The organism is Paenibacillus sp. SAFN-054 (assembly GCF_051966755.1).
GTDB lineage: Bacteria > Bacillota > Bacilli > Paenibacillales > Paenibacillaceae > Paenibacillus_AQ.
In genome coordinates, this window is sequence record NZ_JBQCKS010000001.1 from 192,557 (window position 1) to 209,397 (window position 16,841).

General features: G+C 52.7%; 13 protein-coding genes. 9 read left to right on the forward strand and 4 right to left on the reverse strand.

Annotated elements, in window-relative coordinates; genetic code table 11:
• The first annotated feature begins 1 nt into the window (after position 1).
• From ACTHPM_RS00850 to tdh, 6 genes are all read left to right on the forward strand, one after another.
• Complete coding sequence (locus ACTHPM_RS00850; RefSeq protein WP_440393305.1) at positions 2-1,402, forward strand: O-antigen ligase family protein; 1,401 nt, start codon at positions 2-4, stop codon at positions 1,400-1,402.
• 25 nt (positions 1,403-1,427) lie between these two features.
• A complete protein-coding gene (locus ACTHPM_RS00855) occupies positions 1,428-2,945 on the forward strand; it encodes a glycosyl hydrolase family 28-related protein (RefSeq protein WP_440393306.1) in 1,518 nt (505 codons plus the stop codon).
• A 91-nt stretch (positions 2,946-3,036) separates the two neighbouring features.
• Positions 3,037-4,272 (forward strand): beta 1-4 rhamnosyltransferase Cps2T, encoded by a 1,236-nt coding sequence (gene cps2T, locus ACTHPM_RS00860; protein WP_440393307.1) that lies wholly within the window; start codon positions 3,037-3,039, stop codon positions 4,270-4,272.
• Positions 4,273-4,323: 51 nt separating this feature from the next.
• Positions 4,324-5,544 carry a hypothetical protein gene (locus ACTHPM_RS00865; RefSeq protein WP_440393308.1) on the forward strand — a complete coding sequence of 407 codons (1,221 nt, stop codon included), beginning with the start codon at positions 4,324-4,326 and terminating at the stop codon, positions 5,542-5,544.
• Between the two features lie 62 nt (positions 5,545-5,606).
• Positions 5,607-7,592 carry a right-handed parallel beta-helix repeat-containing protein gene (locus ACTHPM_RS00870; RefSeq protein WP_440393309.1) on the forward strand — a complete coding sequence of 662 codons (1,986 nt, stop codon included), beginning with the start codon at positions 5,607-5,609 and terminating at the stop codon, positions 7,590-7,592.
• A 117-nt stretch (positions 7,593-7,709) separates the two neighbouring features.
• Complete coding sequence (gene tdh / locus ACTHPM_RS00875; protein WP_440393310.1) at positions 7,710-8,810, forward strand: L-threonine 3-dehydrogenase; 1,101 nt, start codon at positions 7,710-7,712, stop codon at positions 8,808-8,810.
• Positions 8,811-8,906: 96 nt separating this feature from the next.
• Here tdh and ACTHPM_RS00880 read toward each other — a convergent pair whose 3' ends face one another.
• The 4 genes from ACTHPM_RS00880 to ACTHPM_RS00895 form a co-directional block, all read right to left on the reverse strand.
• Positions 8,907-9,911 carry an ABC transporter ATP-binding protein gene (locus ACTHPM_RS00880; protein ID WP_440395314.1) on the reverse strand — a complete coding sequence of 335 codons (1,005 nt, stop codon included), beginning with the start codon at positions 9,909-9,911 and terminating at the stop codon, positions 8,907-8,909.
• Between the two features lie 45 nt (positions 9,912-9,956).
• Positions 9,957-10,757, reverse strand: coding sequence for an ABC transporter permease (locus tag ACTHPM_RS00885; protein ID WP_440393311.1), 801 nt, complete (start codon positions 10,755-10,757; stop codon positions 9,957-9,959).
• On the reverse strand, positions 10,754-11,530 hold the full coding sequence (locus ACTHPM_RS00890) for an ABC transporter permease (RefSeq protein WP_440393312.1): 777 nt from the start codon (positions 11,528-11,530) through the stop codon (positions 10,754-10,756). Before ACTHPM_RS00890 ends, ACTHPM_RS00885 begins: the two co-directional genes overlap by 4 nt.
• A 147-nt stretch (positions 11,531-11,677) precedes the next feature.
• Entirely contained in the window at positions 11,678-12,496 is an 819-nt protein-coding gene (locus ACTHPM_RS00895) for a hypothetical protein (protein ID WP_440393313.1), read from the reverse strand.
• Positions 12,497-12,839: 343 nt separating this feature from the next.
• Here ACTHPM_RS00895 and rhaD point away from each other — a divergent pair, with 343 nt between their 5' ends.
• The 3 genes from rhaD (at position 12,840) to ACTHPM_RS00910 (ending at position 16,811) form a co-directional block, all read left to right on the forward strand.
• Entirely contained in the window at positions 12,840-13,670 is an 831-nt protein-coding gene (gene rhaD / locus ACTHPM_RS00900) for a rhamnulose-1-phosphate aldolase (RefSeq protein WP_440395315.1), read from the forward strand.
• A 314-nt stretch (positions 13,671-13,984) separates the two neighbouring features.
• A complete protein-coding gene (locus ACTHPM_RS00905) occupies positions 13,985-15,244 on the forward strand; it encodes an MFS transporter (protein WP_440393314.1) in 1,260 nt (419 codons plus the stop codon).
• Between the two features lie 142 nt (positions 15,245-15,386).
• On the forward strand, positions 15,387-16,811 hold the full coding sequence (locus ACTHPM_RS00910; protein WP_440393315.1) for an NAD-dependent succinate-semialdehyde dehydrogenase: 1,425 nt from the start codon (positions 15,387-15,389) through the stop codon (positions 16,809-16,811).
• Positions 16,812-16,841: the final 30 nt, after the last annotated feature.

Sequence of the window (16,841 nt, forward strand, 5' to 3'; positions counted from 1 at the left end):
TATGCTGACGTTAACGCTGATTCTCCTACCGGTGCTTCTGGCGGGGCTGATTGTTGCGGTCCATATTTTGCCTTACGGCGCGGCAGCCTCTGCGCTGCTGTGCCTCCTGCTTGCCGCGATGGTGAGCAGCATACAGCTGAATATCGGCTATCAGGGCGTATACGTGGACGCGACGGTATTCGTTCTGTTCTGCGTGGATATGTCCCTGCTTGTCCATCTGGTGCTGAAGAGCAAATTCCATACCCTTCACAAAGACAAGGAACACCGTGACAGATTCCAGCTTGTACTGATTGCGTTTGCGGTACTTCTTGTCATGCTGGCGGTGCAAGGCTCGGCGCTTGAAATCATGGAGCCCGGTTTGTACATCTACACGATCAATCAGTTCCTGAATCTGCTGCTGCTGGCCCTGTTGTTTTATTTACTCAGCAAACTGCAGGTCAAGACCTCCACAATTTTGAGCTGCATCGTTGCTTTTTCGGTGTGCAATTCCTTGCTTGGACTCGTTCAATACGTGACGAACCGGTCATTGCTTCTATTCTCGGCAGAGGACTCCATCAATTATTACGAAGGCGTGAAGATCGCCAAGCGGGTGGTAGGCTTTGTCGGGGCGAGCAACGGGGCCGGCAATCTGGGGGCCATTTTGTTCCCGGTGCTGCTCTACGTTTTCATGGAAAGAAAGAACCTGTTCACCCTGGCGGCTGTCGTGCTCAATGCCGCGTTCCTGTTCCTGACCTTTACCCGCATCGGTTACTTGTCCGTCAGCGTCCAGTTCCTGATTTTCCTGTTCCATGCACGACTGGGGATTCGTTATCGCTTGTTCAAAAAACTGGGGGTGATCGCGGCGGCTGCCATTGCGGCCATCCTGACGTACCGGATCTTTTACGACGAGCTGTTCCAAATCCTCTTCCTGGACCGCGGGAATACGGAATCCCACCGCTTCGTCCAGTTTCATAACGCATTCCAATTGCTCCGGGAGCATGCGTGGTTCGGACTCGGTGCCGGACAGTACGTTCCCTATATGCAGAAGTACTACGGCATGGACGATATTGCCCTGCATTCGCAGTTTATCAATACGCTGGTTGAGCAGGGATTGTTCGGCCTTATGCTGTTTTTTCTGGTTTATGCTGCTCTCTTCCTTTGGAGCCTTCGAAAGTACAAAGGGGAAAGGTGGTTTCCGGCAGCTTTGTTTCTCGGCAACTTTATCGTGGTCAATTTTAATCCGAATCAATATTACAGCCTCTGCACCTACACCTTCTTTATGATCGCCTTTGGGCTTGTGTTTACCCGGAAGGATATACTTCCGAGTTCATTGGCCGAGGAAAATGGACGCTTGGACACGGCCAAGTACCCGGCGCCAATGGACCATAGCATCAATATAATGCAAGTGAATAAGGGGGCATGATCATCCGACAAAGGAGGTGCCTTGGATGGCGGATACGACGGGAGTCAATGTGAAGCTGTACGGCGCCAAAGGGGATGGGGTGGCAGACGATACCCCGGCTTTTCAGAAAGCGCTGAACAGTATTTCGCAGACGGGCGGAACGATTGTCATTCCGGACGGCACGTATAACGCGAACATAACCATTACGACATCGAACGTGTATATTACCGGGACAGGGACGCTAAATGGCTGCATTAACCTGTATGGCATACCCACGAACAGCACGGATAGGTTTGCAGGCACGGGCAACGTGAAAATAGACGGCATTACGATCCTGGGAGCGAAAAAGAGAAACGGGATCAACTGCAGATGGTATTACGGCGTTCTCATTACCAATGTCCGGTTCATCAACTGCCTTAAAGCCGTTTATTTTGAGAAGGTCAACAAAACGCAGCATTGTTCGCGCTATACGATAACGAGCAATCAGCTTGTAGACTGCAATTACGGGCTTTACGTCGATTATGCGGCACCTGACGACGGAGGCACCCATGTGGTGGGGGACGTCAATTTCTCCAACAATATGTACGAATCGAGAACGAACATACCGGGCGCGTTCAGCAATATTTTTCATATATGGGCCAAAGGGATCGACGGGCTCATATGCAAAGGCAACACATTCTTTTTTGGCCATACGGGGTTTGAGAAGACGAATATTTATATCGAAAATTTTAATTGGGTCATTATTGAGGGTAATCATTTATTCGAAGCGGTGGAAAGTGCCGTGACGGCGAAGGACGGTTTCAATCTGGTTATTGCGGGTAACAATGTGGCCTGGGCCAGGAAATACGGCATATACCTGTCGGGAATCGTGGGCGGCATCGTGAACGGCAACAACCTGACCTGGAAATCGGGTGAGGATATCCAGTCGACAGGGATTTACATCGAGAATAGTCCGTATTTCATCGGCAACATATCCGCGAATAACCTCTTCTTCCCCGGGGTCTACGCCATTCAGATCAAGGACAGCTCGCTCATCAATATCACGGGCAACAATGCCCGCAGCCAATACGGAAAATATCAGCCCTTAAAAATCGACTCTCCGGCGACCTGCACCTCGGTCAGCGTCACTTCCAACCAGTTCACGAATTATCCTGCAGTCTCCCTTAGTGAAGACTACTATTCCGCAAACCCTGTCAGCACGAATTACTTCAGCGGCAACACGGAAGGTGCGCCATCGGTGCCGATTAAGGGCGTGTTGTCGCAGGAATATATGGCTTTTACGAGTAATGCCTCCGCCGTAGATATTTCCAACCTTACTCTTGCCGTCTTTGCTTATTCCAAATCCACCGTTGTCACCCAATTGACGAAGGAAAATCTGTCCGATTCCCTGCCGCGGATGATCGTCATCTACTCCTACACGGGCAATCTGAAGATTTCGAGGCAAATTCCGAACGTCAAGCTGAAGGGAAGCGGCACTTACGTGACCTTTCCGGCGGACTCCAGCATGACGCTGCTGGTCTACGGATCGCAAATCATCGAGATTTCGCGAAACTTCACCGTATAGCCCAGCCTGGATATATACGACATTGATCGGACCCATACGGGTCTTTTTTTTGAGTTTCAGAGCCATTATAAAACGGAAGAGGTAAGTAGAAATGGCAAAGCATGTATTCATTATCGGTTCCAAGGGCATTCCGGCAAAGTACGGCGGCTTTGAAACCTTCGTCGATCAGCTGACCGCGAGGAGAATAAACAAGGAGACGCGTTACCACGTGGCCTGCCTGGCGGACCGGAGCGGGGAATTCGAGCATAACGGTGCCCGCTGCTTTCAGGTCCGGGTACTGGCGATCGGGAGTGCGCGTGCCGTCCTCTACGATCTCCTGAGCTTGAGGGAATGCATCCGATACATCGGGCAGCATCGGCTGACCGACTGCGTGATCTACATATTGGCCTGCCGGATCGGGCCGTTTTTTTATCCATATAAACGCAAGCTCGAAAAATTGGGAGTTACCATCTTGGTCAATCCGGACGGGCATGAATGGAAGCGGGGCAAATGGAATGCCTGGATCAAGCGTTACTGGAAACTGTCGGAGCGGCTGATGGTCAAGCATGCGGACCTTCTCGTCTGTGATTCGAGAGGCATTGAGACGTATATCCGGGACGATTATGCACGCTACCGCCCAAGAACGACCTTTATTGCGTATGGCGCCGATCTCGCTCCGTCGACACTCGGCTCCGGCCACGGGGAGCTTTCGCAGTGGATGAACGAGCATGGCCTACAGCCGGGCGAATACTATTTGGTTATCGGCCGGTTCGTGCCGGAGAACAATTACGAGCTGATGATCAAAGAGTTCATGACCTCGGAAACGACAAAGGATCTGGTCATCGTCACGGGTGTTGAGCACAACTCTTTCTATGAGGAGCTGCTTGAGAAATGCCGGTTTGACCTGGACCCCCGCGTCAAATTCGTGGGAACCGTTTATGATGAACAGCTCCTGAAGAAGATCAGGGAGCTGGCTTACGGGTACTGCCACGGCCATGAAGTGGGTGGGACCAATCCTTCTTTGCTCGAAGCGCTTGCTTCAACCAAGCTGAACCTGTTATTCGACGTGGTTTTTAACCGGGAGGTGGGAGGCGACGGAGCGGTGTATTTTTCGGCAGATCCGGGCTCGTTCGCAGGCCGGATCCGCGAGCTGGATCAATATGACGAGTTCAGGATCAAAGCGCTTGAGGCCAAAGCCAAGGCGAGAATTTCCACGGAATATACCTGGGAACGCATCGTCCGAAAGTATGAGCATCTATTTCATTCCTTTGAGGTGTTTCATAAGAAGCCGCAGTATGCCCGGAGATTTAAGGGAGAATACAGGGAAAAATTGAAACAGAGTCAGTGACCAGGGAAGCGATCCGGAATAGATCCAAGAATATGAGGTATGTGAATTCATATGGAAATCCTATTTGCCATGATTTATGTGCTGCATCAGGGGATTACGGCTAACCTGGATTTGTTCTATTTTTTGTCGATCATCTTGATTCTGAGGGATGTCATCCAGCGCAGAAAGCTGACATGGAAAGCGATGGGTTATGTGTATTTCGTCGTTTTATATGCATTTTTGCAGGTTACGGTAAACGATCAGGTGGATATGGGACGGCTGGTCATCAATCTCGCCAAGCTGTTTCTGAACGTGATGCTGTTTCTGCAGGTGAAAGAAATGAAGATGGATATGTCCTCCTTTAAAAAAATCATTTACTCCGCTTCCGTGATCAACTTGGCGCTTCTATGTGTGGGTATGGTGCATAAAACGAAGCTGCTGTGGCGCTTAGATGACGACGTGAACCTGTATCAGAAGGTACGTCTGGCTCTGTTTTATGCGGAACCAAGCGAGGCTTCGTTCCATGTGTGCATTTTGCTCACGATTCTGGGCGCATTCGCCCTGTGCGAGACCCGGCTTAAAGGCAACCTGGTGAACCTTTTTTTCATGCTGACCAATGCTTGCATCGTAATCATGTCCGCGGGAATGGGCGGGATGCTTTGTCTGGGATTGGCTTGCGGTGTGATGTACATTTGCTACCTTAGCGACCGTGTGAATATACAGAAGCTTTTGCTGACGATCCTCCTTGCCATGGCGGGGGCTGGAGCTTTCGCTTGGTTCGTGGTCAGCAAGGGCAGCTTTTACATGAGGCTGAGCGATATTCTCAGCGGTACAGACGGCTCCGTCTTTTACAGGTTGAACGTGAGCGCACGGATTATGGGGCAGATTCTGAACCATTCCAACTATATCGGGACCGGGCTTGGCAATTTGAATACAGACACGGTCCAGAATGCTTACTACAGCCAGGGCCTGGTAGGCGTGATTGCCAATTCCTTTATGTATGTCATCGCCGAGGGGGGAATCGGCGCGATCATGCTGCTTGTCATATTCCATGTCATGCTGGTCACGAGAATCCGAAAGCACGAGAGGGTATTCAAGGCCGGGCTGCTGGTGTTCATCCTTGCTTACCAAATCGCCGGCGGTTATTTCACCAATCCCGTGAACTGGATTGTCTACGGCCTTATCGCCAATCAAACGCTTCTTCGCAAGCGGGATGCGGTACAGCCGCATATTTTTAACCAGTCCGTCCCGACAATTAATCCGAATGACTACAGCAAACAAGAACCCGTCTGAATAATGTGTAATGCTATAACACGATTTATAAGATGATGGGTTGGACAGGGAGGTTGAGAACGATGGCTGACAGTATCCCGTTCGTTACGTTGACGGACCCTTCGCGGCTCGCAGAGGAGGTCGCTAAATTGAAAGCGTCCGGCGGAGGCGTTCTTGTTCTTTCCGGCGGCAGCTACCCCGTAAATGCGGACCTGACCGTAGATGCTAGCATTACGCTGAACTTCATGAATGGGGCCAAGCTGAACATTGCTGCAGGAAGAACGCTGACCCTGAACGGAAAAATCGAAGCGGGGATCACGCAGATTTTTGCGGGTGACGGCCAGATTAAGGGAGATCCTCAGGTCAAGGAATTCTATCCGCAGTGGTTCGGCGCGCTCGGCAACGGCAGGAACGATGACACGAAGGGCATTCAAAATGCCATTAACACGGCGGCATCCGTCGGCGGAACAGTCGTGTTCCCTCAGGCGGCGTATATTGCAAGCACCATCTATTTGAAATCCGGCATACGGCTGTCAGGTGAAAAAGGGGCTGTACTGCAGAGCGCCTCGACTTCGTTCCCGGACACGCTTTTTACGGGCAGCGGCATCTTCTCTTTGGAGATCGAGAACCTGGAGGGGAAAATCAGCTTCGATCTGAGCTCAAGCTCCGACTTTACCATCCAGCAGCTTCACATTACTGAAAATGCCGGAAACTGGGCTTTCACGGCGTGCACGAACGGCATGATACTGAACAACCGCATCATTAATACCAAAAACACGACCGAGCGGATCATTTATTTAAGCGGATGTACGGACGTGCTGGTTCAGGGCAACCGGATCAAAAACAAAACGCTGTTCAACAATGTGGAAGGAAACTTGAATACCGGCATTAACGCATCCTCCTCCAAGTATTGCCGGATCATGAACAACCATATAGAGAATTGCGGGGGCCAGGGCATTACGTTTGATACGAATATCGGCTTCACGGCTGCGGCAGATCGCAAATGCTACAGCAATCTGGCGGCGGGGAACATCGTCATCGGCAACGGCCAGGAAGGCATCACCGCTTTCGCCTCCAGCCAATACGAAACGTACGACATCACGATCACGGGCAACATCTGCATCAACAACCGCTACGACGGCATCGAATTATGGGGTGTACGTCAGTGCATCGTGGACAGCAACAGCATCAGCGCGCCTGCCGTCAAGGATTACAGCTTCGGGGCTGTCAACATCTATGCCTCCAAGGATATTATCGTCAGCGGGAATGCCATCGACAACGTGCCCACCTCAGGCATCGCGACCGTGAACGGCTCGAATTATCCGGAACCGAAATGCTCGAACATCATCCTGACGAACAACCGCATTCAAAACTGGAACTACCAGGACATGAATCCGGCCACGAACCATGACCAGATCTGCGCGATCAATTTGTTCGGAGCCGATTTCACCGTCGTGCAGGGCAATCTGATTCTCGACACCCGCGGCGGCAGGAAATACGGAGTCAAAGCCATATCGGTCGTGCAGGGAAGACACCACATCCAGGGCAACGTCAATCCGAGCAACCTTGCGGTGGACGACCATGTTGAAGCGGATATGTCCTGGGCAGGACGGCAGATTGCCGAGAGATTGCCGATGCTGCGCATGTCCCAGCTGCAGGGAGACGTAAACAACGGCAGCGCTTCGGGCATTGATCCGGGCTCCGTGTGGTATAACGCCAACAAATTCGCGCTGTTCTTCAAGGGGTACGAGAAAGCGATGCTGACCCCGATGATCGTTGACGAGACCAGCACTTCGGGCTTCCCCTCCGCGGATTACGCACCGGGCTATATGCATTATCAGAACCAAACGGGCCGTCTCTTTTTCCGCGGTAAAACAAGCAGTTCCAGCGGCAAATACACGGAATTTGTGCTAAAGGATAAATTCATCAATCTAAAGCGGTCGACGGAGGTGACGAAAAAACCGGTGGAAGGCGATACGTACTATGATCCGGTAAAGAAAAAGCCGGTCTATTTCGACGGAACGAATTGGAGGGACTACGCCGGCAACATCGTCAGCGTGAATCCGTAAACTGCCAAAGCTTATAAATAAACCTTCAGAACGGCTTCGGATGATGCCGGTTCTTTTTTTGTTTTTTTCTGCCGCATGACGTCATAACATTCAAATTCTAGAGAAGGTGGCATAGCAATGAATACAACGATGTATGGAATCGTCAAGGAGCACCGCGCCCCCGGAGCGGCCTTCAAGGAGGTGCCCCTCCCTGTTATCGGACCGGACGAGGTGCTGGTCAAGGTCAAAGCAAGCTCCATTTGCGGCACGGATGTACATATTTATAACTGGGATGCATGGGCAGAATCAACGGTGGTGACCGGCAACGTATTCGGCCATGAGTTCGCGGGAGTCGTCGTTCAGGCCGGTTCGCAGGCCGGAAATGTCAGGGCCGGGGACCATGTATCGGCAGAAGGCCATATGGTATGCGGAACCTGCAAAGCCTGCCGGACGGGCAACGCCCACGTGTGCCATCACACCCGCAGCTTCGGAATTACTGCACCGGGCTGCTTTGCCGAGTATGCGGTCGTGAAGGCAGGCAGTATCATCCAGAATGATCGGGATATGCCCTTTGAGCTGGCTTGCCTTCAGGATCCGCTGGGCAATGCAGTACATTCCGTCCTTGCAGGCGACATCGTGGGCAAGTCTGTACTGATCGTTGGAGCGGGGCTGATCGGGCAGATGGCCATATCGGTAGCCAAAGCTTGCGGCGCAGGCCTGGTCATGGCGGCTGATGTTCATCCGTATAGACTTGGCATGGCCCGGCAGATGGGGGCGGATTTCGTCATAGACAGTTCTAACACCTATCTCCCGGAAGCCGTCCACGAGGTGACGGGAGGAGAAGGGGCGGAGGTGGTTCTGGAAATGTCAGGGCACCCGGAAGGAATCCGGAACGCGTTTGAAGCGGCCGCCCGGGCAGCTCGCGTCTCCCTGCTCGGCATACCGACCCGGAACGTAGAACTGGATTTGGGACAAATCATATTCAAGGGCATCCGCGTGGAAGGCATCACGGGCCGCCGGATGTATGAAACCTGGTACCAAATGAAAGGGCTGCTTCGCGGCGGGAGCCTGGGGCTCGATAGGCTGGTGACACACACCTGCTCGCTGGACCGCTTCGAGGAAGCCTTTGCGCTGATGCAAAGCGGCGCCTGCGGCAAAGTCGTATTCTTGCATGAGAAGAACAACCATTTTGAACCGTTACGGGAGCATCCCCTTGCTGAAGCACTGCTGCAGGCGTAACCCAAAAGCGTACCGGAGTCCTAAAGGTCTCCGGTACGCCCGCATAACATTTCATCAATATATGTGTGATTACCCGTGGTTCCCGGCATCGGGGCTTTAGTATACCCGGTCAATCACATCCTCGAAATCGGGTTCCTCCATATGAATGTCCGCCACTTCGCCCCAACCGCTCACCATCCTCAGGATGTCCATTGCATTGACCTGCTGCCGGTTCGCTTCGATATGTACCTCGCGACTGCCGGCCTCCACGACGTGAAACGCGCGGCTTTTGTCCAGGCCGAGCTCGACCGGCAGATGCAAGCTTTCCGGAAAGGGCAGTTGATAGCTTCCTTGAAACGTCACCCGAATACGCGTAGGCAGCCCGATTTTGTGGCGCAGCTGCAGTGTCGTTCCTTCATAACTGAGCTGTCCATCGTTGATGACCATCACGCGGCTGCACAGCTGCTCGATATCATCCATGTCATGGGTGGTCAGCAGGATGGTCTTGCCGAACTCGCTGTTCAGCCTTTTCAGGAATCCCCTGATGCTTCGTTTGGCAGTTACGTCAAGTCCGATGGTAGGTTCGTCCAGGAACAGCACATCCGGATCGTGTAGCATGGAAGCCGCGATATCGGCTCTCATGCGCTGTCCGAGCGACAGCTTGCGGACCGGCGTCAGCCAAAATTCCTTCAAATCCAGCAGTTCCCCCAGCTCCTCAAGCCGTTTCTCTTTGTCGCGGGACGTTACCTTGTACATGTGCGCCAGAATATCGTAGGAATCCTTTACGGGCAGATCCCACCACAGCTGGCTGCGCTGCCCGAAAACGACGCCGAGCCGTTTGGCCACCTGGCGCCGCTGACGATGCGGATCCATGCCATTGATTTTCACCTGGCCTGAAGACGGGTGAAGTATGCCTGTCAGCATCTTGATGGTCGTCGACTTGCCGGCACCGTTCGGTCCGATATAGCCGACAAAGTCCCCTTTTTGAATCGTAAAGCTGATGTCCTTTACGGCTTCCTTCGTCCGGTATTCCCTGGTTATCAAGGTGCGAAGTCCGGATAATCGGCCTCCCTTGACGACAGGTGTCCGAAAATGCTTATGCAGCCCCGTTGCTTCAATCATCGGTAAGGTTTGGTTCATCATGATCATAAGGTCTCCTTTTCTCTTCTAGCTTCCTGTACTTTGATAACGGGTGAGCCCGAATTTCCACAGTTTCAGGCTTAGAGCAAGGCAAAGGCCGGCCAAAACGGCAATCGCGCAAATCAGCCAAGGTCCGTATTCTCCGCGCAGAATAAAGAGGGATGGGACGTAGTTCACAAAACCGACCGGCAGGATGACGAGCAGAACGGAACGAAGCCATGAAGGATATAAAATCAGCGGGTAACGAACCGCGGTCTGGGCTGCATCTTCCGTGAGCGTCTGCAGTTCATTGATTCTCGTGATCCAGAAACCGACCGCGGCGGTAGCCAGTCCGATCGAGAACAGGATGACGGCACCGGTAATGATGGCCAGCAGCGTGTAAGGAAGGGCAACCCAGGTAATTTGGCCGCCCGCCATCAGTCCGTGCATGGACCAGTACAGAATCGTGCCGCCTTGAAGAAGTTCGCCCGGCATGAGGCGGATATTCTGCGACATGAGGGCCATCAGGATCGGAACCGGGCGGGTTAACAGCTGGTCCAACTCTCCGGTTGTCAAATAGTTTTCCAGATGGTGAACATCGCTGGCAAAGGTCCGGTAGAGCGTTTTGGACAGCGTCATAACGGCGAAGAGATATCCCACCTCGTAAAGCGACCAGCCTTTGATAGCGCCGAATTTGTTCAGTACGATCGCGATCATGAGAAACTCGGCGATCTGAATGACCGCGGCCAGCACCGTTCCCAAGATGAAGTTCAGCTTGTACTGCATCCGGCTCCGGATGCTCGAACGGATGAGTACGGCATAAAGATCCAGCCAATATTTGATGGTCATCCGCCCTGCACCTCCACTTTCCGCCTGACGACGACCGTGACCAGGAAGCAGAGCAGTGTGAGCACGAGACACCAGGCAAGGGAACCCAGCAGTATGCCTGCTTGCTCATACCCCAGGTAGATCCGGGTCGGGACGTACAGCAGATACGGATACGGGGACATCCAGCTGACCGCCTGCAGCCAAGACGGCAGCCACTCCACGGGAATGAAGAATCCGGCGAGAAGATTGATCAGGGCGTGATTGACCCAATACAGCCAGCTGGATTCGGTCGTCCATAGAGACGTTGCACCGATCATGTAGTTGATGCAGATAGACATGTAAGCAGCCGCAGCCAAAGCGGCGAAAGCATACAGCAGCGTCGTCCAGCGGGTCGGCAGCGGCAGCGAGAACAGGAGCATGTACAGCAGATAGATGGGAAGGGACTTGTATACGAATTGATAAGCGATCTGTCCCCATTCCCTGCACATGTACAGCACAAATAAATGGACAGGCCGCATCAAGTCAAGCGAAATCTGGCCTGTCCTGACGGCCTGCTGAATGCCGAGACCATTCGAAATGAATCCGGTCACCCACAATGAAGCTTGGGTAAAAGCGATGTAGCCGATCATTCCGTGCACGCCGTATTCGCCCAGAGGGCGGTCCGCTCCGATGCCGATCCAGATACAGGCATAGAGGTAGCCGAAGAGAGCGCTTGCGACGTTGTGCAGCATGTGAGCGCCGCGATAATGCAAATTGCGGGCATAAGCTTTGGAAGCCAAAGTGAAATAGAGCATTGCACACCTCCGATAAGTTTTGCAGCGACGCGGAATCCGTCAACTTCAGTCAAGGCGAACGAGTGAGAAGGATTACATCATACCAAAATCTGGTTTTGGCCGCAATCAAAACTTTCGTAAGGAGCACATGCCGTGCCGGTAAAGGACTTACTTCGCGGCGAGCTGCTTTTTGACGTTTTGCAGAATACCGCTGATCTGGTTTTCAAGCGAAAGAACTTTCTGCTTCTGGGTTTGGATCTGACGCAGCTGGTTCACCAGCACGTTCAGGTCGGCGCGGATTTTTCTAGCGTCTCCGCTTTTAACGGACTGGGTCACGCTCTTCCACATGGGGCTGACATTTTTGTTCAGTATGGTAGCAGTGCTTTTCTCAGCCTTGATACGGGTGCGAAGCGGGTCGGCGCCTCCAAGCGCTGCGCGCAGCTTCTTCTGAGCTGCGGTTTTTTGGGTCTTGGCGGCTGTTAGGGCCTGCTCCTTGTTCTTGATGTCTGTTTTTGCGATCTGCACCGCGATTTTCATCGTTTCGGCCTCTGCTTTCAAGGCAGAGCTGAGCTGCTTGTTTTTGAGCTTGTTTGCGGCTGTAATTTGCTGATTCAGGCCTGTATACATCGACATGAGTGGTTTGTATTTGTCCTTCGCTTGTTTGACCGTTTGTTCCAGCTTCGCGATTTTGTCTGCATCGATGACTTTGATTTGCTTCGTCAGGGCAGACTGTGCTTCTTCATTTTGGTAATGAAGCGCGCTGATGCTTTGCTCTGTCTGCTGCAGCTGAGACTGCAGCGACGTAAAAGAACTGTAAAGCGTAGCAAGCTGGCTTCGCGCCGTTGAATCCGTGGCTGTGGCGCGGTCAACCGCTGCCTGCTGGGAAGCGGACCACTGCATGGTGGCGGCATACGCCGGTAAGGCGAGCAGCGACATGACCAAGACAACAGGAAGCACGGTAAAGCTGAACTTTTTGAACAATTTCATGAAAACAGCTCCTTTGCGGAAATTTCGGTGAACAGCCTATGCGCGCATGAACGCAAAAAACACCCGCAAAAGATAGGCAGGATCTGCCTTCTCTTACGGGTGCTTCAACGTAAGCTGGTCATCGATTAAATTGACACTAATATAGCCAATATGCCGGAAACTGTCAATCTATAGCCTATGCTTTTGCTGAATATCCTTATAACGGACATTAAAAATACACAAACAAAAATAAAACAATATAAATTTCTTTGTTTGTGTTGATTATATGCGTGGAGCGCAGTACGATGAGGGTGTAAAAATACAGATCATATTAAAGGAGAGGCTTGCTGTGAGCACTTCAATCATGGAACTGAACCGGAACGTGCCGACGCTGGAAATCCCGTTCATCCGGGAGATGGCCGAAATCACCTATCATATGTGGAAGTTTGGCTGGGATGAGCGCAATGGAGGAAACATCAGCCGCATTTTGGAGGAAGACGAGGTCAGTCCGTACATCGATTTGAGCGGAACGGGCCGGGTCATCGATCTGTCCTTTCCGGTACCGGAGCTGGCGGGCAAAATATTCGTCGTGACCGGATCGGGCAAATACTTCAGAAACGTCATATCGGACCCTGGCATGAATCTGGGTGTCATCCGCGTGACTCCAGACGGTGAGCATATTGATGTGTTATGGGGCTTTACCGGCAATACGTTTCCAACGAGCGAACTCGCTTCCCATTTCATGAGCCATATTGAGCGTCTCAAGGTCGATCCGAGTCACCGAATTGTCATGCATACGCATGCGACGAATGTGATAGCCATGACGTTTGTGCATGATTTAGATGAGAAAAAATTCACAAAGACCCTTTGGCAAATGTGTACGGAATGCATCGTCGTTTTCCCGGAAGGCGTCGGCATGCTGCCTTGGATGGTGCCGGGCAGCGCGGAGATCGGCCGCAAAACCGCGGAAAAAATGAAGGACCGCCGGGTTGTGGTCTGGCCGCATCACGGCATTTTCGGCAGCGGCTCCACGATGGACGAAACGTTCGGTCTGATCGAAACGGTGGAAAAGGCAGCGCAGGTGTATATGCTGGCATCCGGACACGGGATCAAGCAGAGCATAACCGACCGGGAACTGACGGATTTGGCGAAGGCATTCGGCGTTGAACCTGCAGCCGGAATTCTGGATGCGTAGCTCATCGAGTTGTATCATAAGGCGTTTCTCATAGATTGAATACGGCATTCGTGCAAGAGCGGCGCTTAAAGGCGTGCGCTCTTTTTATTTCCATTGTTACGAATCTGTTGCATACCATGACCTTAAAATATAACCGTTTTCGTCCGCTCTTTACTACGTGAACTTCCACAAATATTTTTGTGAAAATGAGAAGCAAATGCCATATTGACTTGGGCACCTTTGCGAGTAGAATGATGAGCAAAGAGAAGAAATTGCTGGGAATGTTGGGCCTGTTAACAATCCAATACACCGTAACTTCATAAGGAGAGCACATCATGATTTCAATGAGGACGAGGCAGCAGCATCAGCGAAAAGCGTCGGTTCAGCGGAAGAACCTGAGGATTGCCACCATGGAGGGCGTGCCGGCGGTCATGTTTCAGACCCTGCTTGGAGGACAGTTCCTCACCGGCTTTCTGCTCTATCTGGGAGCGAGCTCCAGTCAGCTGGGGTTCGTTCTGGCGATTACGACGTTTGTGAATATCGCACAGCTTTTCGCGGCATTTTTGATTCAACGGTTGAAGAGCCGCAAGTGGACGCTGGTGCTGTTCGTGGCCTTCCACCGAATATTGTGGGGCGCGACCGGCTTGATCCCTTTTCTGTTTCCCGAACCGTATTGGGTCACGGCATTTATTCTGCTCTACACGCTCGCTTTCATGTTCAATACGGTTGGAGGCATACTGTGGAACTCGCTGATCAGCGATATCGTCCCCGCACGCGTCAGGGGCCGCTACTTCGGCATACGGAACACGATGCTGAACGCCTTGGGGACGCTTATCATGTACGGCGGGGGCATTCTGCTCGATCATGAGCCGGGAGGCAAAGGCTTTTTGATTCTGTACATTTTTGTATGGATCTGCATTTTGGCGAATATCATGATGTTTTTCTTTTATCCGGATATGCCGTTCGAACGCTCCTCGGAGAACCGGTTCGTTCCGATGCTGAGGAAGCCGCTGAAGGACGGCGCATTTCTGAAGGCTACGCTGTTTCTTGGAGGATTCCTGTTTCTGCAAAATCTGGTGGTGCCGCTGTATTCATATGTCATGCTTCAGCTGCTGCATATCAACTACCAGACGCTCTCGCTACTGAACGTGGCGCAAACGGTATTCATGATGGGAAGTTTCTATATCTGGGGGAATCTGAACGCACGCTACAGCAACCGGAAGCTGCTGTTCTGGACGCTGCCGATTATCGCGCTCTCCTGTCTGCTGTGGGGTCTGTTATCGGTGCTGCCGATGCTCATCGTGCTGTTCGCGGCACATATTATTTTCGGCATCGGGGTCGGGGGCTTCAACCAGCTCGCCTTTAACTTTATGATCGGGGATACGCCCAAAGGCGAACGCCCGATGTATATGGCCATGTATGCCGCCATCACGGGGGTTGCCGCGTTCTTCGGGCCGCTCATCGGCGGAAATGTTCATGGGCTGATCCAGCATTGGCCGGTATGGACGCAAGTTTACGGCATGCAGCTGCTTGTGGGGATTTCCATGATCGTCGTGACCGTGACCTTGGGGCGGCGGATTTTGAGAGATGCCTGAATGAGCGTTATAATAACATTGAACCGACTTTCTAACTCTCTGGCCGGGCCAGGGAGTTTTTTGACGTTGACAGTCCGGTTTTGAGGGTATATTGGTAATAAGCATGAGGTTTGCCTACAGTCGAAAGGAGAGGAATTCAAGGATGTATATCCAGAACATGTATATTAATGGTCAGTGGAAAGACAGCGCGGAGAAGATGGAGGTGAGAAACCCGGCGACGCTTGAGGTGATCGGGTCGATTCCCAATGGAGGAGCCGGGGCGGCTTCCGCTGCGGTCGATGCGGCGCATGAGGCGCTGCAGTCCTGGTCGGCCATGACGGCGAGCGAGCGCGGCCGGCTTTTGATGAAATGGCATGCGCTGATTGAAGAGCAGACGGATGAGCTGGCCCGGATCATGACAACGGAGCAGGGGAAGCCGCTGAAAGAGGCAGCCGGAGAGATCGCGTATGCCAACAGTTTCGTATCATGGTATGCCGAGGAAGGCAAGCGTATTTACGGCCAAACGATACCGGCGTCTTCGCCAAGCAAAAGAATATGGGTGCATAAGCAGCCGGTCGGCGTGATCGCGGCGATCACGCCATGGAATTTCCCGGCTTCCATGATCACGCGCAAGGTGGCCCCGGCTCTTGCCGCAGGCTGCACCGTCGTCTTAAAGCCTTCAGAGGAAACCCCGTTCACGGCGCTGAAGCTGGCTGAGCTCGCGGGAAAGGCCGGAATTCCAGCCGGCGTGATTAATGTCGTGACCGGTGACGCCGCTCCCATCGCCGAGGCCTGGCAAAAGGATGAGCGCGTCCGCAAAATCTCCTTCACCGGTTCGACGGCCGTCGGCAAAATGCTGATGCAGGGCGCAGCGGAAACGGTCAAAAAGATATCGCTTGAGCTGGGCGGCCATGCCCCTTATATCGTTACCGCGAATGCGGATCTGGACAAAGCCGTCGAAGGCCTCATCTCGTCCAAGTTCCGAAACGGCGGCCAGACCTGCGTATGCACCAATCGGGTCTACGTGGAGGAATCCATCGCGCAGGCTTTTGCGGAAGCGGCTGCGCGGCGGACGGCTGAGCTGAAGGTAGGCAACGGGCTGGATGAAGGCGTGGATATCGGCCCGCTCATTAATGCCAAAGCCGTTGAAAAGGTTCAGCGTCAGATTGAGGATGCTAAAGCGAAAGGCGGACAGATATTAACCGGCGGCGAAGCCTTGAAAGATACCGCAGGTTACTTTGTAAAGCCGACGGTCATCATGAACGCAACCGATGAGATGGAATGCATGGTCGAGGAAACCTTCGGGCCGCTGGCGCCCATCACGACCTTTCGTTCTCTGGAAGAAGCGGTGGAGCGGGCGAATCACAGTCCTTACGGTCTTGCAGCCTATGTATTTACGGAAAATATCAAAGAGGCGATTTATGTCGCGGAAGCTTTGGAATACGGCATTGTCGGCGTCAATGATCCGCTTCCTTCCACGGCACAGGCACCGTTCGGCGGCTTCAAGCAGAGCGGACTCGGACGTGAAGGCGGCCATTTCGGTATTGAGGAATACCTTGAGGTCAAGTACATTTCGCTCGGAGTATAACACGGAACGGCTCTGGAGAGTCGGGTATAA